General features: G+C 58.0%; 18 protein-coding genes. 9 read left to right on the top strand and 9 right to left on the bottom strand.

The window, feature by feature from the left end; all coding sequences use genetic code 11:
• The first annotated feature begins 2 nt into the window (after positions 1-2).
• The 5 genes from BBPC_RS00190 to pknB are packed head-to-tail and all read left to right on the top strand — an operon-like array spanning position 3 to position 7,615.
• Positions 3-1,607, top strand: a complete 1,605-nt coding sequence (locus BBPC_RS00190) for a PP2C family serine/threonine-protein phosphatase (protein ID WP_033524170.1) — start codon at positions 3-5, stop codon at positions 1,605-1,607.
• On the top strand, positions 1,604-3,127 hold the full coding sequence (locus tag BBPC_RS00185) for an FtsW/RodA/SpoVE family cell cycle protein (RefSeq protein WP_004222867.1): 1,524 nt from the start codon (positions 1,604-1,606) through the stop codon (positions 3,125-3,127). Before BBPC_RS00190 ends, BBPC_RS00185 begins: the two co-directional genes overlap by 4 nt.
• The gene (locus BBPC_RS00180; protein ID WP_004222865.1) at positions 3,124-4,590 is read left to right on the top strand and encodes a peptidoglycan D,D-transpeptidase FtsI family protein; all 1,467 of its coding nucleotides are present in this window, start codon (positions 3,124-3,126) and stop codon (positions 4,588-4,590) included. The genes BBPC_RS00185 and BBPC_RS00180 overlap by 4 nt, the downstream gene beginning before the upstream one ends.
• Positions 4,587-5,531: a serine/threonine-protein kinase gene (locus BBPC_RS00175; RefSeq protein WP_004222862.1), complete on the top strand. Its 945-nt coding sequence runs from the start codon at positions 4,587-4,589 to the stop codon at positions 5,529-5,531. Before BBPC_RS00180 ends, BBPC_RS00175 begins: the two co-directional genes overlap by 4 nt.
• Positions 5,528-7,615, top strand: coding sequence for a Stk1 family PASTA domain-containing Ser/Thr kinase (gene pknB, locus BBPC_RS00170; RefSeq protein WP_004222861.1), 2,088 nt, complete (start codon positions 5,528-5,530; stop codon positions 7,613-7,615). Before BBPC_RS00175 ends, pknB begins: the two co-directional genes overlap by 4 nt.
• 211 nt (positions 7,616-7,826) lie before the next feature.
• Here the strand turns inward: pknB and BBPC_RS00165 are convergent, their stop codons facing one another.
• The 3 genes from BBPC_RS00165 to BBPC_RS00150 form a co-directional block, all read right to left on the bottom strand.
• Complete coding sequence (locus BBPC_RS00165; RefSeq protein WP_022245027.1) at positions 7,827-8,471, bottom strand: anthranilate synthase component II; 645 nt, start codon at positions 8,469-8,471, stop codon at positions 7,827-7,829.
• 245 nt (positions 8,472-8,716) lie between these two features.
• The gene (locus BBPC_RS00155) at positions 8,717-9,808 is read right to left on the bottom strand and encodes a class E sortase (protein WP_004222854.1); all 1,092 of its coding nucleotides are present in this window, start codon (positions 9,806-9,808) and stop codon (positions 8,717-8,719) included.
• A gap of 3 nt (positions 9,809-9,811) precedes the next feature.
• Positions 9,812-10,615: a DUF881 domain-containing protein gene (locus tag BBPC_RS00150; RefSeq protein ID WP_022245029.1), complete on the bottom strand. Its 804-nt coding sequence runs from the start codon at positions 10,613-10,615 to the stop codon at positions 9,812-9,814.
• A gap of 116 nt (positions 10,616-10,731) precedes the next feature.
• On the opposite strand from BBPC_RS00150, the gene crgA reads away from it, so the two are divergent.
• Positions 10,732-11,226 carry a cell division protein CrgA gene (gene crgA / locus BBPC_RS00145; protein WP_072043183.1) on the top strand — a complete coding sequence of 165 codons (495 nt, stop codon included), beginning with the start codon at positions 10,732-10,734 and terminating at the stop codon, positions 11,224-11,226.
• 208 nt (positions 11,227-11,434) lie between these two features.
• On the opposite strand, the gene BBPC_RS00140 is transcribed toward crgA, so the two are convergent.
• Positions 11,435-12,850, bottom strand: coding sequence for a class I SAM-dependent methyltransferase (locus BBPC_RS00140; protein ID WP_004222847.1), 1,416 nt, complete (start codon positions 12,848-12,850; stop codon positions 11,435-11,437).
• Between the two features lie 378 nt (positions 12,851-13,228).
• Positions 13,229-14,023, bottom strand: coding sequence for a rhomboid family intramembrane serine protease (locus BBPC_RS00135; protein ID WP_004222842.1), 795 nt, complete (start codon positions 14,021-14,023; stop codon positions 13,229-13,231).
• 186 nt (positions 14,024-14,209) lie between these two features.
• On the opposite strand from BBPC_RS00135, the gene BBPC_RS00130 reads away from it, so the two are divergent.
• Positions 14,210-14,431 carry a hypothetical protein gene (locus BBPC_RS00130; protein WP_004222837.1) on the top strand — a complete coding sequence of 74 codons (222 nt, stop codon included), beginning with the start codon at positions 14,210-14,212 and terminating at the stop codon, positions 14,429-14,431.
• A gap of 263 nt (positions 14,432-14,694) precedes the next feature.
• Here BBPC_RS00130 and BBPC_RS00125 read toward each other — a convergent pair whose 3' ends face one another.
• The gene (locus tag BBPC_RS00125; protein WP_004222834.1) at positions 14,695-17,139 is read right to left on the bottom strand and encodes a glycogen/starch/alpha-glucan phosphorylase; all 2,445 of its coding nucleotides are present in this window, start codon (positions 17,137-17,139) and stop codon (positions 14,695-14,697) included.
• Between the two features lie 354 nt (positions 17,140-17,493).
• Between BBPC_RS00125 and BBPC_RS00120 the strand changes: the two genes are divergently transcribed.
• Positions 17,494-17,931: a sterol carrier family protein gene (locus BBPC_RS00120; RefSeq protein WP_004222830.1), complete on the top strand. Its 438-nt coding sequence runs from the start codon at positions 17,494-17,496 to the stop codon at positions 17,929-17,931.
• A gap of 111 nt (positions 17,932-18,042) precedes the next feature.
• Here BBPC_RS00120 and BBPC_RS00115 read toward each other — a convergent pair whose 3' ends face one another.
• A complete protein-coding gene (locus tag BBPC_RS00115) occupies positions 18,043-18,423 on the bottom strand; it encodes a DUF3073 domain-containing protein (protein WP_004222827.1) in 381 nt (126 codons plus the stop codon).
• Positions 18,424-18,550: 127 nt separating this feature from the next.
• Between BBPC_RS00115 and trpS the strand changes: the two genes are divergently transcribed.
• Positions 18,551-19,651, top strand: coding sequence for a tryptophan--tRNA ligase (gene trpS / locus BBPC_RS00110; RefSeq protein ID WP_022245036.1), 1,101 nt, complete (start codon positions 18,551-18,553; stop codon positions 19,649-19,651).
• A 120-nt stretch (positions 19,652-19,771) separates the two neighbouring features.
• Here the strand turns inward: trpS and BBPC_RS00105 are convergent, their stop codons facing one another.
• Both BBPC_RS00105 and BBPC_RS00100 read right to left on the bottom strand, forming a co-directional pair.
• On the bottom strand, positions 19,772-21,400 hold the full coding sequence (locus BBPC_RS00105) for a sodium/proline symporter (protein WP_004222814.1): 1,629 nt from the start codon (positions 21,398-21,400) through the stop codon (positions 19,772-19,774).
• Between the two features lie 177 nt (positions 21,401-21,577).
• Positions 21,578-23,317: a threonine/serine exporter family protein gene (locus tag BBPC_RS00100; protein WP_226555244.1), complete on the bottom strand. Its 1,740-nt coding sequence runs from the start codon at positions 23,315-23,317 to the stop codon at positions 21,578-21,580.
• Positions 23,318-23,437 lie beyond the last annotated feature (120 nt).

Genomic DNA, 23,437 nt, shown 5'->3' with positions numbered 1-23,437 from the left:
GTTTGCCGACTTCTCCCGCTTCACAACCGCTGTTCATGTATTCCACCGTCGTTTCCGATGTGGGTACCGTACGTTCCAACAACCAGGATTCCGCGTTCGCCGGCGAGCATCTGATCGCCATCTGCGATGGCATGGGAGGCCATGCGGGAGGCGACACCGCCTCCACCATCGCCATCCGTTCATTGGCGCATATCGAGCAAGACAACGTGCAGGGCGATGTCCAGATTATCGCCCACATGATGGAAACCTCGGTTATGGCCGCGCATGACGCGATCGTTGGCAAAGCGAAGCGCGAACGTCGTCTCGCGGGCATGGGCACCACCGTCACGTCGGTCGCATTGGTGGCCGGATATTGGGTTTTGGCGCATATCGGCGATTCCCGCGCATATCTGCTGCATGACGGCCGTCTGATCCGCATGACGTCCGACCACAGCTACGTGCAGCATCTGATCGACACCGGCCGCATCAGCGAGGCCGAGGCGCGCAACCATCCGCAGCGCAACGTCGTGATGCGCGTTCTGGGTGATTTCGATATCGATTCGAGTCCGGACATCGCCATACGCAAGGCACATCCGGCCGACCGCTGGCTGCTCTGCTCCGACGGTTTGTGCGGCGTGCTTGAGGATTCCACATTGCAGGAGGTGCTGTCCGCCTGCTCCGATCAGGAGGAGTGCGCGCAACAGCTGGTTTCGATGGCGCTTCGTGCCGGCAGCACCGACAACGTCACCGCGGTCATCGCCGACGCGACGCTCGCCCTTGACGCGGACGCGTTCGATCTGCCGCATCAGACGCCATTGGTTGGCGGCGCGGCCAGCGCAAGCCTTGAGCCGATCGCCGACATCATCAACGAGCCGGTCGCATCCGCTCCCGCACTGCGCGAGGGCAAGAAGTCGCCGGCCGCCCGTGCCGCCGCACTGCGCAACGGCAAGAATCCCAACGAGGACGACAATCCTCCGGAACAGCGCGTGGCGCAACCGTCCACGGTACGCGAGGAGAACGGCGACCGCACCAATCCCGACACCGGTGAAATCCCCGTCGTACAGAAGGACGACGGCCGCATTTCCGCCGATCCGAACGATCCGGAAGTCGCCAAAGCCATCCGCAACGAGCATATCGAGCAGCGCAAAACGAAGCGCACGCGCACCCGACGCAACCGTGTGATCGCCATCATCGTCACCATCGTGGTACTGCTGGGACTGGCGGGCGGCGCGTTCGCAACCTACCGTTGGAGCCAAACCAAGTACTACATCGGCGACGACAACGGCGAAGTGGCGATTTTCCAAGGCGTGCCGACAAGCCTGTTCGGCTTCCAGCTGTCGCACGCCGTCACCGACACCCATATGAAGACGAGCGAACTGCCGCCAAGCTGGCAGGAACAGCTTGCGCAGGGCATTTCCTTCGACACGTACGGCGAGGCGAAAACGCATACGCGACTGATCAAAAAGCAGCTGAAGCAACAGCAGGACGAAGCCGCGCAGAAGGAACAAGACAAGGCAAACGGCGAATCCGACAACAAATCCTCTGGTACGACTTCCGACAAGTCGTCGGGCAAATCAGACAAATCGGACGACGCTTCGGCAAACAAGTCAGGCGGTGACCAGTCATGATGGCAACCCGTCTGAAGCAATTCGGCCTGCTGCTGTTCAGCATGCTGATTTGCGGCGTCGCGTTCTTCCAGATGTTCGAACGCACCACCGGCGGTTTTCCGCAGAATTATTTGTGGATGCTCGCTTTTGTCGGCGCATTGTTCCTGACTTCCTGGGGATTGCCGCTGCGTTTCCAGCCGTATGCCAACCAGGCGATCATGTGTTGTGTGATGGTGCTGACTGGCACCGGCATCATGATGATCGCCCGCATCGACCAGGATTCGAACACGTCCGTCGCGTTCAAACAGTTGCTTTGGCTGTCGATAGCGCTGGTTTTGGCGAATCTGCTGGTGATCTTCATGAAGGATTACCGTGTGCTGAGGCGGTTCTCGTACGTCAGCATGGTGATCGGTTTGGTGTTGCTGCTGTCACCGATGCTTCCGGTGATCGGTTCCGAACAGTATGGCGCGCGCATTTGGGTGAAGATTCCCGGTTTGGGATCGTTCCAGCCAAGCGAGTTCGCGAAGCTGTTCCTCGCGTTTTTCTTCGCCTCCTACCTGTATGACCACCGCGATCAGCTGGCGGTCGGTGGCAAGAAGGTGCTGGGCCTGCAGCTGCCGCGCATCAAGGATCTTGGGCCTATCATCGTGGTGTGGATCGTGTCGATGGGCGTGCTGGTCGTGCAGCATGATTTGGGCACGTCGTTGATGTTCTTCGCCATGTTCGTGTCCATGTTGTACGTGGCCACGGGGCGCACCAGTTGGATTGTGATTGGTTTCATCGCGTTCGCCGTGGGCGCGTTCGCCGCGGCCAATATTTTCAGCCATGTCGGCGCGCGCGTCGACGCCTGGCTGCACCCGTTCGACTCGGCGCAGTACAACAAGGAGTACGGCGGATCCTACCAGCTCGTCACGGGTATTTTCGGCCTGGCATCAGGCGGCTTGATGGGCACCGGCCTTGGGCAAGGTCACCCGTCGCTCACTCCGATCGCCAACTCCGACTACATCTACGCGGCACTTGGCGAAGAGCTGGGCCTCACCGGTCTGATGGCCATTCTGATGCTCTATCTGCTCATCATCGCCGCCGGGATGATCACTGCGATGAAAATCAAGGATGGGTTCGGCAAGCTTCTCGCATCGGGCCTCGTGTTCACCATGGCCTTCCAGGTGTTCACCGTGGTGGGAGGCATCACGTTAGTCATCCCACTTACGGGTTTGACTCTTCCGTACATGGCCGCCGGCGGATCCTCACTCATAGCGAATTACATGTTGGCAGCACTCCTAGTGGTGATTTCCAACTCGGCGAACAAACCCGAATCCGATATCGATAGCGACACGTTCCAATATGAGGCGATGCAGGCGCTGCGCGCCCGCAAGCAGAGCCGCGCCCGCAGAAGCGTGGCCTCCGCGCAGGCCTCCGCGCAGGCCACTGAAATCATCTCCACGGAGACGCCGGTTTCAGGCACGCCAGTCGTACCACCCGCTCCCCCATCGGGCACTCCGAACGTATCGGACAGCATGTCAGAGGGGAGCCAAGCATGAATAAGTCACTCCGCCAACTCTTCACCATCGTGGTGGCGCTGTTCGTCATCCTGGGCATGTCCACCACCATCATCACGGCGATTCGCGCGAACCAGCTCAACAACGACCCGCGCAACACCCGCGCCCTCTACCACGAGTATGGCGCTCCGCGCGGTGCGATCCTCGCTTCGGACGGCTCCGTCATCGCCAAATCCGACCCTTCGAACGACGCGTTCTCCTACCAGCGTTCCTATACCGCCGGCGAACTGTACGCGCCGGTCACCGGCTTCTTCTCGATCAGCCAACGCGGCTGGAACGGTATCGAAGCGTCGCGTAGCTCGCTGCTGTCGGGCCAATCCGACCAGCTGGTATGGCAGCGGTTCAAATCGCTGTTCACCGGCCAGGAAAACAAGGGCGCGACCATCGAAACGTCCATTGATCCGAAAATCCAGCAGGCCGCCTACAACGGTCTTGCCAACAATGACGGCGCGGCCGTGGCCATCGAAGTGAAAACCGGTCGTATTCTCGCCATGGCAAGCACGCCAAGCTACGACCCGAACCAGCTGGCGAGCCACGACACGTCCGAAGCGAACGGCAATTATTCCACGCTTTCGCAAGACGAGTCGAATCCGATGCTCAACCGTGCCACCTCGCAGCTGTATCCTCCGGGATCCACGTTCAAAACGGTGGTGGCGGCGGCCGCGCTGGAAACTGGCGAATACCAGACCGACACCGAGATTCCGGCCGGATCGAGCTACACGCTTCCGGGCACGGTCACACAGTTGACGAACGCGGTGTCGCAGGCCGACGGTTCGGACGGCAAGATCACGTTGGAAGACGCGATGGCGTATTCGTCGAACACCGCGTTCGCCCAGCTGGGCGTGGCTTTAGGCGATGACAAGGTGTCGTCCATGGCCAAGAAGCTTGGTTTCGACAGTCCGATCACGGTTGACGGATCCGATTCCACGGGCACGCCGTGGATGAGCGTGGCGTCGAAGTTCCCGACCGACACGACCGACGACAAGCTCGCTTTGGCGTCCATCGGCCAAGGAGACACCGTGGTGACTCCGCTGCAGAACGCGCTGGTGGCGGCCACCGTGGCGAACGGGGGCAAGGTCATGCAGCCGACGCTGGTGGATCGCGTGCGTTCCTCCGACCTGTCTGTTATTTCGCAGACCAAGCCGCAGGTGATGAGCCGCGCGTTCAGTTCGGGCACCGCCAACAAGCTCACGCAGATGATGGAGGCGGTGGTCACCAAGGAGAACCCGAATCTGGCCATCGACGGCGTGCAGGTGGCTGCGAAAACCGGCACCGCGCAGATCGGTGACGGCAATACGTCCATCGACGGCTGGGTGGTCGGCTTCGCCCCGGCGGACGATCCGAAGATCGCTGTTGCCGTGGTGGTGCACAATGTGGATTTGTATGGCTCGTTCGCGGCGGGTCCGATTATGAAGGCGATGATGCAGGAGGCGCTGGCAGAGTGAAACTGATTGAAGGACAGCTCATCCACCGACGCTACAGGTTGGATGCCCGTCTGGCCCAGGGTGGCATGGGCGAAGTATGGAAAGGCTATGATATCCAGTTGGGTCGTCCCGTGGCCATTAAGGCGTTGCGCGGCGACTTGGGCGTCACGCAGGAGGCCAAGCTGCTTCGCCTGCGTGCGGAAGCGCATAATTCCGCCAATCTTGCACACCCGAATATCGCTGCGTTGTTCGAATATTACGAACATGACGGCATCGGCTTCCTCGTTATGGAGTACGTGCCCAGCAAGTCGCTGGCCGACCTGTTCCACGAGCAGAACGGCCCGATGGAGCCGACCCGTCTGCTGCCGATTCTCATCCAGACCGCGCGTGGCCTGTTCGTCGCGCATTCGCATGGCGTGATCCACCGCGACGTGAAGCCTGCGAACATCATGGTGTCCGATTCCGGCGAGGTGAAAATCACCGATTTCGGCGTCTCCTACTCCACCAATCAGGAGCAGATCACGCAGGACGGCATGGTGGTGGGCACCGCACAGTACATTTCCCCGGAGCAGGCGCAGGGCCAGCATGCCACGCCTCAATCCGATATCTATTCGCTTGGCATCGTCGCCTACGAGGGCCTGTGCGGGCATCGTCCGTTCACGGGTGCCACGCCAGTCGACATCGCCGCAGCACATGTCAACAATCCGGTTCCGCCGCTGCCAGACTCCGTCGACGTGCAGCTGCGTGAATTCGTCATGTCGATGCTGTCCAAAGACCCGCTTGACCGTCCGAAGGACGCGTTGACGGTGTCGCGCACGTTGTCCCGCATCGAACGCCGTCTGCTCGACCAGCAGACACAATTGGCTGACACGATGGTGGTGCCTACAGGCGGAAGACTTCCGCGACGCGTGGTCAGCAGACCTCATATCTCCTTGAGCACTGATGGGAAGGAACAGGGATGAACATCAACATGCCTACCTCTTTGGCTGGTGGACGTTACCAGCTCGGCCAACTGGTCGGCCGTGGCGGCATGGCCGAAGTGCACGTGGCGCTCGATACGCGCCTTGGGCGTACCGTCGCGGTCAAGATCATGCGCGCCGACTTCGCCAACGACAAGATCTTCCTTGAGCGTTTCCGTCGCGAAGCCCATTCCGTGGCGCAGATGAACAATCCGAATATCGTGAACATCTACGATTCGGGCGAAGAGGTCGTCGCCACGGAAACCGGCCAGACCGAACATCTGCCGTATCTGGTGATGGAATATGTCAAGGGCCAGACCTTGCGCGACATTCTCAAAGTGAATGGCGCTCTGAGCCAGCGCGACGCCGAACAGGTGATGATGGGCGTGCTCAACGCGCTTGAGTATTCGCATCGCATGGGCATCATCCACCGCGACATCAAGCCCGGCAACATCATGATTTCCGAGCAGGGCGTGGTCAAGGTCATGGACTTCGGCATCGCCCGCGCGCTCGACGATTCCGCCGCCACGATGACGCAGTCGCAGGGTGTGGTCGGAACCGCGCAATACCTGTCTCCCGAGCAGGCACGCGGCGAAAGCGTCGACATGCGTTCCGACCTGTATTCCGCAGGTTGCGTGCTGTATGAAATGCTTACCGGAAGGCCGCCGTTTACCGGCGATTCCGCGGTTGCGATCGCCTACCAGCATGTTTCGGAGGTCGCCACTCCCCCAAGTTCGGTCGTTCCCGGCTTGCCGAAGATGTGGGATTCGATTTGCGCGAAGGCGATGGCGAAGGATCGTCAGAACCGTTACGCCACGGCTTCCGAATTCAAGAACGATTTGCTGACGTTCATGAACGGCGGCGTGCCGATGGCGGCCGCGTTCAATCCGTTGACCGATCTGACCAATATGAAGGCACGCAAACAGGCCGAAATGGACGCGAACACCGTGGCCATGACTCCTGCCGGTGAAACCGCCGCGACGCAGGCGTTCAATCCCGTTACGGGCCAGTTCGAGGCCGTGCCGAACCCACAGAACGGCGTATCCACAAAAACCCGCGCGGAACAGCGTGCCGAGGCCGCTAAGGCGCGTAAGAAGAAGCAGATCATCATCGGCTCCGTGGTGGGCGGTCTGGTGGCGCTGCTGGTCATTCTGGGTGTGTTCTTCATGCTGAACAAGAGCGACTCCACCGCCGACATGGTGGAAGTTCCTGATTTCACCGCCACGGCGAATATTTCCGAGGCGCGCGTCGAAGAGCAGCTCGCGGCCAAGGGTCTGAAGCTCGATGCCCGAGAGGATTCCGATTCAAGCGAGCCGAAGGGCACCATCACCAAGCAGAATCCGGCGGGCGGCAAGAAGGTCGCCAAGGGCTCCACGGTTTCCGTGTGGTTCTCCACCGGCCCTCAGTCGGTCGCCGTTCCGGATGTGTCGAACAAGAGCCAGGATGACGCGAAATCCATTCTTGAGGCCGCCGGCTTCAAGGTGGGTAACGTGCGCACGGTCGACAATGCCTCCATCGAAAAAGACAAGGTGGTAAGCACGGATCCTGCCGCCCATTCAAAGCAGACCAAGGGCACGATCATCACGCTGTACATTTCGTCCGGCATGACCAAGATTCCCGACAATCTGATCGGACAGCCGAAAGACACGGTTATCGAGCAGCTGAAGCAGGCCGGTCTGACGCAGATCACCATCGAAAGCGAATATTCCGATTCTATCGCTTCCGGCGCCGTCACCCGCGTCGAGCCGGGTGTTGGAAGCACGGTCGAGGCCGGTACCGCGGTCACGATTTGGGTGTCTACCGGCAAGCAGCAGATCAGCGTGCCCAGCGTGGTCGGCATGGGCTATGCGGGCGCCAAGAGCCTGTTGGAAAGCTACGGTTTCCAGGTCACGGTTTCCGGCCCGGAGGATGGCACGGTCACAGGCATGTCACCGACCGCCGGCACCCAGTCCGACAGCGGAGCCACGATCACGTTGACCACGAAGTCGTCCAGCACCAATAATGGCGGCAACAACGGCAACAACGGCGGCAACGGCGGCAATGGCGGCAACACCGACGGAGGCAACAACACTCCCGAAGGCAACTGATCGGTCGAGATAACCGCCATCATTCACAAGGAAGGCCCAGCTGAAATGCCAGCTGGGCCTTCCTCATTACGGTCTTATGTTCTTTTGCGATTCGTGTTTTCTTACGATTTTGTATTTTCTTGCGATTGAGATTGCGCGACTTACGTTTCCACGCTTGTACCATCGCTTGTACCATGCGTTTTCGCACTTCCCACGTCTTCTTGCTGCGACCTTAGGCCGCGACCTTGGGCTGCAATCCCTTGGAACGTTCCACGGCGTTCTCCTGGCCGCACACCTTCAGCCAGTTCGCAAGCAGACGGTAGCCGTCCTGCGTCATCACGGATTCGGGGTGGAACTGCACCGCATACATCGGCTTGCTGCAATGCTTGATGCCCTGCACGATGTGGTCGACCTGCGTCCACGCGGTCACCACCAGCTCTTCCGGCACGGAATCGGGCTCCACGGCCAGCGAATGGTAGCGGGTGGCGGTCATCGGATTGGCGACGCCTTCGAAGATCTCATCGTCGATATGCTCCACCAAGCTGGTTTTGCCGTGCATGATGGTCGGCGCGTGGCTTACGGTCGCGCCGAACACTTCGGCCAGCGCCTGCATGCCGAGGCACACGCCGAACATGGGCTTGGACTGCTCCGCGCACAGGCGAATCATGCCTTCGCTGGCACCGGAATCGGCCGGAGCGCCCGGGCCGGGAGAAATAAGCACGCCGTCGTATTCGTCGATCACATCGGCTTCGCCCGGATCGATCGCATCGTTGCGCACCACCGTCACCGCGGCACCCAACGTCTTCAAATAGCCGACAATCGTGTAAACGAACGAATCGTAGTTGTCCACGACCAAAATGCGTGCGGAATCGGTCATCATGCTCCTATCAACGTCGGAATGTCGGCGTTCGAATGCTTCGAATACTTACGTTGCGCGAATATTTGCGTTTGCATAGCAGTGTACGTGCGCAACATGTCGTGACGCGGCGCGCGTCTCACGCAGCAATCGCAGCAATCGTGATAATCGCAGATCGCAGCAATCGCAGCAATCGCTTTCACGTCTGCCAGCAAAACTGCCAGCAAGCCTTCCGGCAGACCGCCGGAAGGCACCTGAATACAGCTTTATATGGCCGTGTAATTCGACATTTCCTGCAATGCCGGAATATTCGTCGCAGCCCACGGGAACAGCCATTCAAAGCACGATGCGGCCGCCGCGAAAATCAGCAACGCCATGAGCACAAGTCGAATCGGAAGCACACCCGGCTGCAATCGCATCAATCCGCCGTACAAGCTGAATTCCGGCTTTTCGCGGCGTCCTGCGCGCACGTCGGCGAGATACGGCCAACGCCATGCCACCAGCGCGGAAAGGAAGATGATCGCATATGCGGCGAGCGCGCCGAGAATCCACGGTTTGAGTGAGCTGACGGATGCGACGATCGACGATTTTTCGTTGTTGACGAATTTGACTTTGCCGTTGGAGTCGGTGGAGGCGAGCTCCTGGGGGATGCCGTCGGACACCTTCGCCCAGTATGAGAATTCCGCGTAGCTGATCCAGCGGTGTGTCGGCGTGGAGTATTTCGGTTCGCATGTGGTCATGGTCAGCATGCGTTTGGTTGGCGTCGCGCCGGGGTTTTCGGGGTTGGCGGCGACCACTTCGATGTCGGTCGGCAGCACGATTTTGTAGCTGGCGTAGTGGTAGACGTACCAGTAATCCTGCGTGCGCACGATGATCGGGTCGCCTTCCTGCAGTTTGTCGACGTCGCCGAGTGGCTGTCCGTAGCCGTTGCGGTGCCCTGCGAAGGCGAAATTGCCGACTTGGCCAGGCATTTGCGAATCCTTGTAGTGGCCGAGTCCGTGCTTGTTGAGTTCGGTGAGAGAGGTGCCTTCAACGAGGTTGCGCTGCCATTGGCTGCCGAATCGCGGAATGTAGACCTGGGCGATGAGCTCGCCTTCCTGTGCGCTTTGCGGTTGCGTTGGCGGGTCGCCTTCCTGCGCTTGCGCAATGGTGACGCTGTCGGATTGGCCGGGGTCGGACCATGATACGGATTGGCGTGTTTCGATTTGGTTGTGTTCGGCCTGCACGCCCGTCCACCACATTTGCCATGCGATGTAGAGCGCGCAGACGGCCGCCGCGGTCAGCATGAGTTCGGCGAGGATGCCAAGTATCGTCCAGACCACGCTTTTGCGACGCTGCTTTGGTGCCACGTGCTTCATCGGTTACTTCCCCTCTTGCGATTCCTGCGTTTCGTCCGTTTGCTGCGATCCGTCTGTTTCGTTGTTCATCGCCTGCGCGTATTGCAGCGGCTGTTGCAATGCGTCGGTCGCGTCGAAATGGAGTTTTTCTTTTTCGTCGACCTGCCATCCCAAGCCGAACGCGCTGACGTACTGCCGGTATATGGTCACTTCCTGCGAATTGTCGAGCGCCTTTTTCATTGTCTCGACCGGGCCGATCGCGGAAATGGTGAATGGCGGCGAATACTTTTTGCCCTGCAAAAGCAGCACGTTGCCGGAACAGCGCACTGCGGAATTGAACAGCACACGCTGATCCATGATCATCATGGATTCCGCGCCGCCCGCCCAAAGCGCGTTCACCACGGCTTCGACGTCTTGCTGGTGCACCACGTAATCGTTGATGTTGGAGGTGGAGCCGCTGGAATCGACCATGTTTTCCCAGAGTGGCGAATCGTCGAGCGTCACCACGAGTCCGGGGCCTTCCACCGCGGGCAGCATGGTGCCGTTGCCGGCGCTTTCGCTGTCTTGCTGGTCGGCGTCGTCCTGGCTGTTCAGGGTTTTGCTCAGATCGTTCACGCGGGAGCTGAGCGCGTCGACTTCCGTCTGCAGGGAGTTGACTTTTTTCACGCGTTGTTCCACGAGTTCGGCGGTGTCGTTGGTCACCACGACGGAACGGTTCACGCGCAGATTCGTGGCGAGCAGGAATCCGGAGAACATGAGCACAAGGAATGCCGCCACTCCGGCCGCTTTCGACCGTTTCGCGGTGTGCTTGCCGGTGTGCTTCGCCATGCGGACCTTCCTGATTCCCATTAAGCATTTGCTCTGATTATGAACAGTTTTGCGCTGTGAGTTCGCCGCTTTCGAGTCTACCCACTATTATGACTTTTAGCCTATTAAAGGAGACTATGCTGATGGCTGACGAAGAGCTGCACGAAACCACCGCGGACGATCAGAACGATCTGCAGTCCACGGACGACACCGCTGCCGTTGAAGAGAGCAACGAAACCGTTCAGGATGCCGCTGAGGAAACCACCGTCGATTCCACTTCTGACGAATCCGCTGATTCCGACGACGATGACGATCACGACATTCCGATGGATCGCGTCGAAGCGGTGCTGAACGCTACCGCCGATAAGGACTCCCTGAGCCCGCAGATGCAGCGCATGATGAACCGTCAGGCGGAGAACACCCGCCGCGTGGAGGAAACCATCAAGGGCACCAAGTCCAATCCACGCTGGTTCGTGCCGCTGTTCTGCGCGCTGATGATCATCGGTCTGATCTGGGCGGTCGTCTACTACCTGACTTCCGACTACCCGATTCCGAACATCGGCGCGTGGAATCTGGCCATCGCATTCGCGATCATCATGATCGGATTCATCATGACCATGTGGTGGCGCTAAAGCGTAGTTTCGCCTTTCCTGCGATTTGAGGGCGTCTGTACAACGTGCGGTCAGACGCCCTTTTCGCATGCCCTTTTACGATTATCTCGCAATCTTTTCGTAGGTTTTCTTCGTAGGTTTCACGCTCTTTCGCAAACGTACGCGGTCTTTCGCGACTGCCTTGCCAATCCCGGTTCGCCTGTTTCTTTTTTCGATTCCGGTTTGTTTTTCAGATTTTCGACGTGCGCAGCAGCACATGATCGCAGCCTTGCATGGTAGTGCCGAACAGATAGACCGGACCACCGTCGGCAAGCTTCAATTTCTTGCGTAGCTGCGGTGCGGTAAGCGGGAAGTTACGTACCGCGATATTGGCCTGTTTCGTGCCATTCAGCAGTCGTTTTATATCCTTTTTATTCATGCCGCCGATCGCTTCAATCGCGAATCCTCTGCCGGGAAAATCGGCAACCGGCGTTGCCGACACGAAAAGGTGACTGCTTGGACCGACCTGCGTCACACCGAATCGTTCCTCCACCAGATCGAAGCAACCGGCCTTCATAATCGACGCATTCGGCTCATACAAGTAGTTTTTCACCTCCGGCAGCGGTTTGCCGCCAATGCGCAGGCCCTGCGTATATGCGGCGGAATCATAGTCGATCCGCTGATTGTCGTTCACGCAGAACACGCGCGGCGCGGATGGTTCCTCATGCACCTGCTGACCCAATACCAGCAACAGTTCCTTGCATTCGTTGCCGGTGGCCACGATATGCACTTCGCGTACGGTCCCGTCGAAATCGGCGACCGCCTTGCGCCAATCCAACATCGGCGAAAGCTTGACCAGCGTGTACTGCGATTTGGAGAGCAACAGGTCACGCAATTCGAACACGTTCGGCGTGCAATCCTCGATCGCGTAAGTGCGCGATCCATGCTCGTCGCGGCGGGCCGGATCAAGGTAGATGAAGTCCACCGGACCCATCTGCCTGAGGTATTCCACGCCGTCGCCGCACACGATGCGCGCCTGGTCGAGTCCCAGTGCGGCCATATTGTGTTCGGCCAGATCGCACAGATGCCGCTGCCGTTCCACATAAGTGGCTTGGCTGAATCCGCGCGCCAGATACGAGAAGTCCACGCCGAACCCGCCCGTCAGATCCACCATCGCCCTTCTCGCCACCAATGTGTCCGATTCTGGCGAATCGGACATCCACGCGCCCATTTTCATCTCTTGCGTGTCCGATTCTGGAGAATCGGACAACTGGAACGCACTTTTTGCCGTTTGCATGACCGATTCGGCAGAATCGGACAACTGTGGCTCACTTTTCGTGGTTTGGTTGTCCGATTCTCCAGAATCGGACACTCTGGCGCGCACGGTTGCGGCCGGCGCAAGCAGTGTTTGTGCGACTTCTGACTTGTATTGGGCTGTGAACTGCGATGAGCACTGTTCCATGGAAATGTGCGGAGGGTATACGATTCCCTCGCAGGAGGCCCATTGTGGCAGTTTTTTGCGTGCGATCTGCCATCCGGCAATCTGGTCGAGCGCCAACGGCAGGTCGAGCCCTTCCACACGTTTGGCCTTCAACGCCAGTTCGCGCACGTCCTCGTTACGATGCATCGCCACGAATTCGCGCGTCTCGTCATTCATGATTGTCATTGGTGACGTACCTGATTTCGTTGTGTTGATTCGTCGTCATTCTGGGGATTTTCTGGTTTCACACGATGTGGATAAGTCGTGGATTATTGTGGACGAATGTGGATAGCGTCTATATCTTGTAGGCAGTTTTATGGCCGTCCACAATATATAGGATGGTGTTTTTCCCCATTTTTCCACTATGCACAGTCGGGTTATCCACATTTTCCACCGTTGAAAAGCCGGGGAATCCACCGTTTTGTGAATATCCTTGTGGATAATGCACCGAGTTATCCCCGACTTACCCACAGCTCAACCCTCACTTATCCACACACTTATCCACATTTGTGGATAAGTGTGTGTCTGCGATTCCTCAAATCTGTTTTTTCTCCTGCCTGCCAACTAGAAGAACATGCCAAGAAGGGGGTTTGCGCGAAGTGGATTGCTCATATTGCATGCGACGACAATCGCAATAATCACGGCCAACATGATTACGCCGTACATCAGCGTGCGCTGCTGCAGGCTTTTGCCGCGCAACGCATGCAGACCGGAAACCAACAGCCAGGCGAACACTCCTCCGATGATGAATCCGCCGACATGCGCCTGCCATGCGATGTTCGGCGTGATGATTGGCATCAGGAAGTTGATGAGCATCCAGATCAGCATGGATCGAATGTCGATGCCAATGCGCTGGTATACCACCAGAATTGCCGCGAACAGGCCGAATAGCGCGCCGGAAGCGCCGTATGCGGATGTCAGCCAACCGTCTTGCGAGAACAGTGCCCAGACCATCATGCCGGCGCTTCCACCGAGTCCTGACAGCACGTATAACGCGAGATATGGCAGATGCCCCATCATGCGTTCCAATACAGGCCCGACGCACCACAAGGTCAGCATGTTGAAAAGAATGTGCCATAGGGAGGCCGGCTGGTGCAGGAACATTGACGTAATGAAGGTCCATGGGCGGTGAGTCGCCAGCGCGGGCATGAATACGCCTGAGCCGACGAATGCGTTGCAGCCGGTCGGCCAGACGATTTTCAATAGTGTTTCGACAATCCAGACCGCGACGCATATCGCCATGATCGTAACGGTGATCACAGGATCGCCGTTACGCCAACGGTATCGCATGGAACGTGCAGAGAAGAAGTCTTTGAACGACGGGGAATCGGGAAACAGACTGAAACGTTGATAAGCCATGTTTCAACCCTACTGGAACGTGCGAATCCGCGAATCTGCGAAATCATTGCAAATGATTGCATTCTTGTGAATCCCCGGCGCGTAAATCCACCCAATCAACACATTCAAGGAATTAATATAGTGAACAGAGTTGGCTTGAACGAGCAGGTCAGCCAATGTTCGCCGATATTTGGGAAAGGATCCGTCATGGAGAACAAGTCTTCTAACGGTTGGAAGTTCTTCGCACTGCTCTTCGGAGCTTTGCTTGCCGGTGTCGTCGGTCTGTATGTGTACAAGCAGCAGAATCCGGATTACGATCCGTGGGAGGAGCCATGGGAGAACAGCTCGTCTCCTGTCGATCTTGGCCTGACCAAGGATGCCGAGGATGGCGAAGCCGAAGTCGCTCCCGCCACCCCAGAAGCTGCCTGATTTCTCTTTCTTTCAAGCCCTGCGCCCCACGCGCAGGGCTTTTTGTTTTGCCCTGGAAAACGAAAAGGGACGATTCCAAAACGGAATCGTCCCTTCGTCATCACGCCCTATCTAACGCTACGAGTCATACATCACGCGATAATTCACGTCACATATGGCCCGTGCGAAGCGAAAGTAATGACGAGCGCAGTATCACAAGGCGTGGAAGGCGAAAGCGTACGAAGATACGTCAAGCCTTCCACAACGCAGATAACGCTCCGTCATTACTTGAGCGGACCGGTCATCCAGATGCGCTCGAGGTAATCCTCCATCGAGCGGTCGGAGCTGAAGTAGCCCGAGTTCGCCACGTTGATGAGGGCCTTGCGGTTCCATTCGAGCGGCTGGGCGTAGAGGGCCTCGATTTCCGACTGGATGGCGGTGTAGGCGCCGAAGTCGGCGAGGGTCATGAACCAGTCCTTGGTGAGCCAATCGTGGACAAGGTCTTCGTACACGGTCTTGTCGCCGTTGGAGAAGGTGCCGTCCGCGACCATGTCGATGGCGGCTTTGAGACGAGGATCGGCCTCGTAGTACTTCTTCGGATCGTAGCCTTCGGCATAGAGGGCATCCACCTCGTCGACGGTCATGCCGAAGAGGAAGAAGTTCTCAGCGCCGACGCGCTCACGGATTTCGACGTTGGCACCGTCGAGGGTGCCGACGGTCATGGCGCCGTTGAGAGCGAACTTCATGTTGCCGGTACCGGAGGCTTCCTTGCCGGCCTGGGAGATCTGCTCGTCGAGGTCGGTTGCCGGGATGAGGTGCTGTGCGAGACGCACGTTGTAGTTCCACGGGAAGTAGACGTTCAGCTTGCCCTTGACATCCGGGTCGTTGTTGATGACGCGGGCGACGTTGTTGATCAGCTGGATGGTCTGCTTGGCGAGGTAGTAGCCCGGAGCGGCCTTGGCGCCGAACACGATGGTGCGCGGCATGACATCGTCGGCGGCGATCCTGCCGGACTTGATGTCGGCGTAGCGTGCGATCACGGCGAGGATCTTCAGTGCCTGACGCTTGTATTCGTGCAGACGCTTGACCATGGTGTTGATCATGGTGTTCGGGTCGATGTCGAAGCCGTATTCGCGCTTGGCGTAGTTGGAGAAGTCAACCTTGTTGGCCTGCTTGACGGCGGCGAACTTCTTGACGAATTCGTCATCGGCTGCGAGCGGTTCGAGGCCCTTGAGCAGTTCGAGGTCGCTCACCCACTTGTCGGTGCCGAGGCCTTCGGTGATGAGGTCGGACAGACGCGGGTTGGCGAGCTTGACGAAGCGGCGAGGGGTCACGCCGTTGGTCACGTTGGTGAACTTGTCCGGATACACGTCGGAGAAGTTCTTCAGGGTGACGTCCTTGAGCAGCTGGGAGTGCAGCTCGGCAACGCCGTTGACATGGGAGCCGCCGTAGGTGGCCAGGTAGGCCATGCGCACGGAGTCGCCGGTGTAGATGGCCATGTCCTTGATGGTGGCTTCGTCGACGCACTTGGCCTTGAGCTCGGCTGCGAACTGGTCCTGGATCTTCTCGATGATTTCGAGGTGACGCGGCAGGAGTTCGCCGATGAGCTTGGACGGCCACACTTCCAGGGCTTCCGGAAGCAGGGTGTGGCAGGTGTAGTTGAAGGTCTTGTTGGTGACGGTCCAGGCGGTGTCCCAATCGTAGCCGTACTCGTCCATGAGGACGCGCATGAGCTCCGGAATGCCGATGACCGGGTGGGTGTCGTTGAGCTGGAAGGTGATCTTGTCCGCGAAGGTGGTCAGATCCGGCTTGTCCTGACCCGGGTAGAAGACGCGGATGGCGTCGTGGATGGAGGCGGACACGAAGAAGTACTGCTGCTCGAGACGCAGTGCCTTGCCCTGCGGGGTGGAATCTTCCGGATACAGGATCTTGGAGATGTTCTCAGCTTCAACCTGCGGCTTGACGGCGTCAAGGTACTCGGACTTGTTGAAGGTGAGCAGGTCGAACTCGTCGTAGCTCTTGGCGGTCCACAGACGCAGGGTGTTCACACGGCCGGAGGCGTAGCCCGGAACCATGTAGTCGACCGGCACCGCACGCACGGACCAAGCCGGCTTCCATACCTTCTTGCCATCTTCCTCAACGACTTCGCCGCCGAAGGAAACCTTCTGGTCGCGGTTGTAATCGATGTGTCCCCACGGCTCTTCATTGGTCAGCCAGTAGTCCGGGGTTTCGATCTGCTTGCCGTTTTCATCGAACTTCTGCTCGAAGATGCCGTACTTGTACTGAATGCCATAACCGAATGCCGGCACGCCCAGCGAGGCGAGCGAATCGATGAAGCAGGCGGCCAGACGGCCGAGGCCACCGTTGCCGAGGCCCGGCTCGTGCTCGGCGTCGACGACGTCCTGCACGGAGAAGCCGAGTTCCTTGACCGCGGCGTCGAACTGCTCGGTCAGACCGGCGTTGAGCAGCGCGTTGCGCAGCTGCTTGCCCATCAGGAATTCTGCGGACAGGTAGCCGACTGCCTTGGTGTTGCCGTTGACCATGTCGGACTGGGTCTTGAACCAGGAATCCATGAGGTGGCGGCGCACTGCGGCGGACGCGGCGACGTACACGTCGGCCGGCTTGGCCTGCTCGACGGTGACGCCCTGGGTGTACTTCAGCTGCTCGCGGATCTCGTCTGCGAACTGCTCCGCGGTGACCGCGGACTTCGGTGCGGTAATTTCAGTCATTAATCGACTCCCTTTGACGGATTACTCTCCAGGAACATTATGCCTTACCCCAGCGTCCTTGCATTAGCGGCCGCATGAACACTAAGTAACATCATGCATACGTTCTCATACATAGCATACTACGTAATCATAAAAAGATGAAATTTCAAGCAATTACAAGCAAGCATTCGTTTGCAGAAATAATGCAAACCGGCTGCAAAAACGTTGCGAGCAACATGCAAACGACATGCAACAACATTGCGAACGCTGTCAAGAATCGCAGGTATTTTCCCTCTCTTCACACCCCTATTCAGTTGTGACTACGTTGTCTGCAACACCCCATCATAGTCGCTCGCAAACGGCAAAATAACACGTATGGCTGTTATTCGAGAACAAGATCTGCATAAGGGGCATGACGCATTTGCACAATGGCTGCAAACGTCTCATCGCATGATCGCCGACAATATTCCCGCAAATACCGACGCGGCCCGCGATTTCCGTCTGGAATTCTCTCCACGATTGCCACGCCAACTGTGGGCGATGGCGGTGCGCTACTCGCTGCATCTGCTGGAGAAAAAAGCGCCCGGGGCGGGCGTGGAAGTTCGTGTCGCGCCGTGGGGTGCCATCAAGATTCTCGACGGACCGGCATCCGATCCGCATAATCTCACACCGCCGGACGTGATCGAACTGGAACCGGACGTGTGGATGAGACTCGCCACGGGCATCACCAGCTGGGCTGAGGAGAAGGAGGCAGGACGCATCACGGCCGTTGGCGAACGCGACGATTTGAGTAGCTTGCTGCCGTTGGTGTGACAGGCTGCGAGAAGACCGTCACAGGCGCAAAAACGCATAGCAAAACCGCGATGTGGATACACCTGGCAGGCATATCCGCATCGCGGTTTCACAAAGTACCTGATATGCCGATCAGTCCTGCTTCTTCGGCTTCAGTGCGCTGGGCATCGGCATCGGGATGGGCTTGTGTGGCTTCGGCGCGGCGGACTTGGCTGCCGGGAACTCTCCGCTCGTGGCCTTCGCCGCCGCCTCTGCGGCCCACTTTGCATACTCGTCGAGGTCATCCTCGGCGTCGGTTTGCGCGGACTCCTGAGCATCTTCAGAAATCTCATCTTCAGCGTCCGCATCGTGAGAATATTTTGCTTCGATATCGGCGAAAGGATCAAAAGAACCCGAACCAGGCTCCTGGGCACCGAGCTCCTTGGCGAGCTCATCATAATCGGTGTCGGTGGTCAGGTACTTGAGCTTTCGGGCTATTTTCTGCTGTTTGGCTTTCTGACGTCCGCGGCCCATCTGACCCCCTGAGGATTACTGTGCTATCAATTCATCAAACAAGAGAGTACCACTTGCTGTGCCATATTTCGTTGTCGGCTCAGACTTTTACGATAAAATCGCTGATTTTCTTAAGAAAAGGACACGTATGACGGACGAAACCCAGGAGCAGCAGATCACCGCTGTCGGCAATGAAATGAGCGCGAGCTTCCTCGCAGCGAAGAAGCGTTCCGACGCAACGCTCGCCGCAATCGAACAGAATCCGGGCAAGTTCACCATGCTGACCGGCGACCGTCCGACCGGACGTCTGCATCTCGGCCATTATTTTGGTTCGATTCGTGAGCGCGTCGCCATGCAGAATCGCGGCGTGAATTCGAATATCATCATCGCCGATTATCAGGTGATCACCGATCGTGACACGACCGCGCACATCGAAGACAATGTGCTCAACTTGGTGCTTGACTACATGGCTGCCGGCATCGATCCGGAAAAGACCATGATTTTCACGCATTCCGCCGTTCCTGCGGAGAACCAGCTGATGCTGCCGTTCCTGTCATTGGTGACTGAGGCCGAGCTGCATCGCAATCCTACGGTGAAGTCGGAAATGGAAGCTTCCGGCCATGCGCTGACCGGCCTGCTGCTGACTTATCCGGTGCATCAGGCATGCGACATTCTGTTCTGCAAGGCCAATGTGGTACCGATCGGCAAGGATAACCTGCCGCATGTCGAGATCACGCGCACCATCGCGCGTCGTTTCAACGAACGCTACGCCAAGAAGCATCCGGTGTTCCCCGAGCCGGCCGCGATTCTGTCTGAAGCGCCGGAGATTCCAGGCTTGGATGGCCGCAAGATGAGCAAGTCGTACGGCAATTCCATCATGTTGGGCGCCACAGCGCAGGAGACCGCCAAGCTCATCAAGAAGAGTCCGACCGATTCCGAGCGCCGCATCACGTTCGATCCGATCGCACGTCCGCAGGTTTCCGCACTGCTGACGACCGCCGGTTTGGTCACCGGTCGCGATCCGAAGGAGATCGCCGAGGAGATCGGCGATTCCGGTGCGGGCGCGCTGAAGGCGTATGTGATCGAATCGGTGAACAGCTTCCTTGAGCCGCATCGCGCCCGTCGCGAGGAACTCGCCAAGGATATGGATTACGTGCGCGACGTGCTCGCCGAAGGCAACAAGAAGGCCAACGCCATCGCCAACGAAACGTTGGAGCAGGTGCGCGACGCCATGGGCATGCGCTACTAAAGCTCCAGAAACACCATAATCACGCTTTAAACAGCGTTTCAGCATCGACAAAGGCCGGATTGCGTATTGCACAATCCGGCCTTTGTTGCGTTTGAGTGGCATGTGCCACATTATGTTTGATTAGATTTTCGCGCGCTTTTCGCCGGAAGCGATTTCCGCTGCGACCAAATCGTCATCCACCTTGCGGTCATCGGGATCATCAAGATAATGATCGAACTCGTGCAGCACTTCAGCATCGGGAGCCGGAGTCAGCAGCGACACCACCACAATGAACAGCAGCGAGATGATGAACGCCGGAAGCAGCTCGTAAATAGCGAAGACACCACCAAGCGGCTTGATGAAATTATGCCAGATCAGCACGGTCGCAGTACCGGAAAGCATGCCCGCAATCGCACCGAATTTATTGGTACGACGCCAATACAGCGAGCAGAGCATCAGCGGACCGAACGAAGCGCCCAAACCGGCCCATGCATACGAAACAACCTGGAAAATCGACGAATTCTGATCGAACGCAACCACAATGCCGAAAATGAACATAACCAGCAATGTGATGCGCGCAACCATCATCACCTGACGATCGGTGGCCTTGCGATAGAGCAATCCGCGGAAAATATTCTCACCGACCGCGGAAGCGCCGATAATCAGGTATGACGACGACGAACTCATGGACGCGGCGAAAATGCCCGACACCACGATGCCGCACATGAAGCTCGGCAGCAGAGCCTGCGAAACCACGATGAAAATGTTCTCCGCAGCGGACTGCGTGACGAACTGCGTCGGCATCATCGCACGGCCAACCAAACCGATGCACACGCCGCACGCCAGCGACACCACACACCACGTGGTGGCGATGATGCGAGACTTCTTGATCTCTTCGGAACTGCGGATCGACAGGAATCGCACGAGCACCTGCGGCATGCCGAAATAGCCAAGACCCCACGCAAGCATGGAAATCATGGTGATCACGCCGTATTCGGTAGGCGCGCCGAACATGGCCTGGCCAGCCTTGACAATCTGCTCGCCGGCATCGTTCAGAATCGGCGTGGCCATTTGCGTGCCGTCAAGGAAGCCTGGAATGCCTTTGAGGAAGGCGACGGTGTTGTCGACGCCGCCGACGGATGCGACGGAACCGATGAACACCACTGCCAGCGCGAAGAACATGAGCAAGCCTTGGATGAAGTCGGTCACGACCACGGAAAGATAGCCTCCGATCACGGTGTAGGCGAACACGATGGCAGCGCCGATCACCATGGTCAGGTGGTAGTCCCAGCCGAACAGGGTCGAGAAAAGTTTGCCGACCGTCACGAAGCAGCTACCGACATACACACAGAAAAATACGAGGATGATCAGCGCCGCGATGGTGGAGACGATATTGCGTTTGTCATGGAATCGTTTGGAGAAGAAGTCCGGAATGGTGATCGCGTCACCTGCCACCACGGAGTAGCGGCGCAAACGGCGTGCGACGAGCTTCCAGTTGAGGTAGGTGCCGAGAGCCAGGCCGAGGGCCGTCCACAGCGGGTCGGCGGCACCGGTGAAGTAGGCGACGCCCGGCAGTCCCATGAGCAGCCAGCCGCTCATATCGGAGGCTTCGGCGCTCAATGCCGTCAGCCATGGACCAACGCCTCGACCACCCGCGAAATACTGACGAGTGGAGGAATTGGACCGCTTGGAGTAGATGAAGCCGATGGTGAGCATGGCCACAAAATAGATGACCATCGCCAGCAGCACCCAAAAATCTTTGGTAACCATGAATTCTCTCTTCTTAGATTGCTAGCCGAATTTCTTTCGAATCTCTTTCTTCAAATCTCTGTCGAAACGAATTTCTTTCGAATCTCTTCTGAAAAAATATGCGATTGTCCCAATGTACCGGTCGAACATTGCGACAATCGCATTTATCTCATTTACGCGCCCAAATGCCGAAACGGATCAAATATCGTATCTCCAAGACTTATCGGTGATAACGCGAGCCATGGCTAGGCCGATCGGCAGACAGATAATCACCATGAACGCGCGGAAAGCCCAGTCGAGGGCGTTCAAGGTGTCGAATTGGCCGAGGTGGAACATGGCTTGATACATGTACAAACCGGGAACCATGATCACGATGGACGGCACGGTCAGGCAGATGCGCGGGTAGCCGAGATGCGGAGCGAGCCAGCTGCGATGAACCGCAGAACGCCATGCGGAGGCAAGCAGGCCTGCGAGCAGTGCGCCGATGAATGCGCCGGCTTCGGCGGGAACGCCCATGTCAACGATTTCCAAACGCAAGGTGTCAGTAATGGCGCCAATGGTGGCGGCGACAAGGCACATGCGCTGCGGCGAGTTGAACATGGTGGAGAAGCCCCAGACGCCGATGAATGCGAACACGAAACGCAACAGGCAATTGACAACCGGATTGAGTCCCAACGGCTCGAATCCTTCCGGATTCAAATGCACGATCGAAGCGACCATCCAGCCTGCGAGCGTCGCCATCAAAATAATGCACAACACGTACGCAACGCGCTGAATACCTGACGGAAAATCAATTTTCGCCATATCAAGTCCACCCGTAATCAGCGGGAATCCAGGAATCACAAACAGCATGGCACCGATGTAAGCCGTATCATGCTGCAATGCGACGGGCTCGAAAATACCAATCAATCGCAGGGTGCCCGTGCAGGCGAGTGCCGCGACGGCCACGCATACGAACGTCACGAAGAACTGGTTGAGATGGTGGGCGAACAGGCGGCGGCGCAGCCAGTGACCAAGTCCCGCGCCGATGAACGCGCCGATCATATCGAAGGGACCGCCACCAAGCAGGAACACGAAGGATGCGCAGGCGCAGGCCGAGGCGAATCCCGCGAACGCCGGCGAATACAGGGGTTTGCGTCGTTCGATCATGTCGAGTCGTTCGTGGGCTTGGCGAACGGTGATGCCTTGCGATTGGTCCGCTTCTTTTCCGACGTGGTCGAAATGTTCGGCGTATTGACCTTTTGGCGGCTTGTGATTGCGATTTTTGCGCGCTTTTTTCGTGGTCGATTCGCTTGACGTAACGTTGGCCGTACCGGCAGTTTCACGCTTGGTTTCACGTTCGGCTTCACGTTCACCGCGATTATGCTGCTCGCTTGCCGCTTCGATGTCACGCAAGTGCAACGGCTGCGCGGTGGTATCGGTCACTTCGGCGCGTTCCGTCACCATTTCAAGCGCGTCGAGCACGGGATCGTCAGATCCCTCCTGATTCTGTTCGGCTTTCTGACGTTCGCGAAGACGCTTCGACAGGTCAGCCGACACCTGCGACGCATCACGCTTGTCGAGATGCTGCATAAGTCCTTCGGACACGTCGGATTGGCTGTGGTACATCGATCCTTTGCCGAGGTTCACGTTGAACCAGTCAGCGAAGTGTTCGAGCAGCCAAATGCGTTCCGTGTTGACGCCGGTGGTTGGCAGGTCGACGACTTCGGTGATACGGTCTTTGCCGTCGGTGCAGGAGGCTTCGATGTCGGTGAGGTTCACGTCGGCGCGCACGTGCACGCCCAGCGGATAGGCGATGCGGTGCATCATTTCGCGTACGCGGAAGCTTCCGGTGCCCGCGCCGAGATCGAGCATGCCGACGCGTACGATCACGCTGGCTTTTGCTGCGATTCCCGCTTCAGCGACCGGCTTGTCCCAATCCCGTTCGATATCTTCCATATCGAGCGGAATGGAGTGTGTATGGAATTTGCTGACGGCCGAAGCGCTTTTTTCCGCGCTATCGAAATTCGTCTCATGTTCATGTTCGTATTGTGCGCTCACAAGTTCAGGTCTAACGTG

Source organism: Bifidobacterium pseudocatenulatum DSM 20438 = JCM 1200 = LMG 10505 (assembly GCF_001025215.1).
Lineage (GTDB): Bacteria > Actinomycetota > Actinomycetes > Actinomycetales > Bifidobacteriaceae > Bifidobacterium > Bifidobacterium pseudocatenulatum.
Note: the sequence above shows the minus strand (reverse complement) of the source record. Positions and strands in the feature narration are given on the sequence as shown.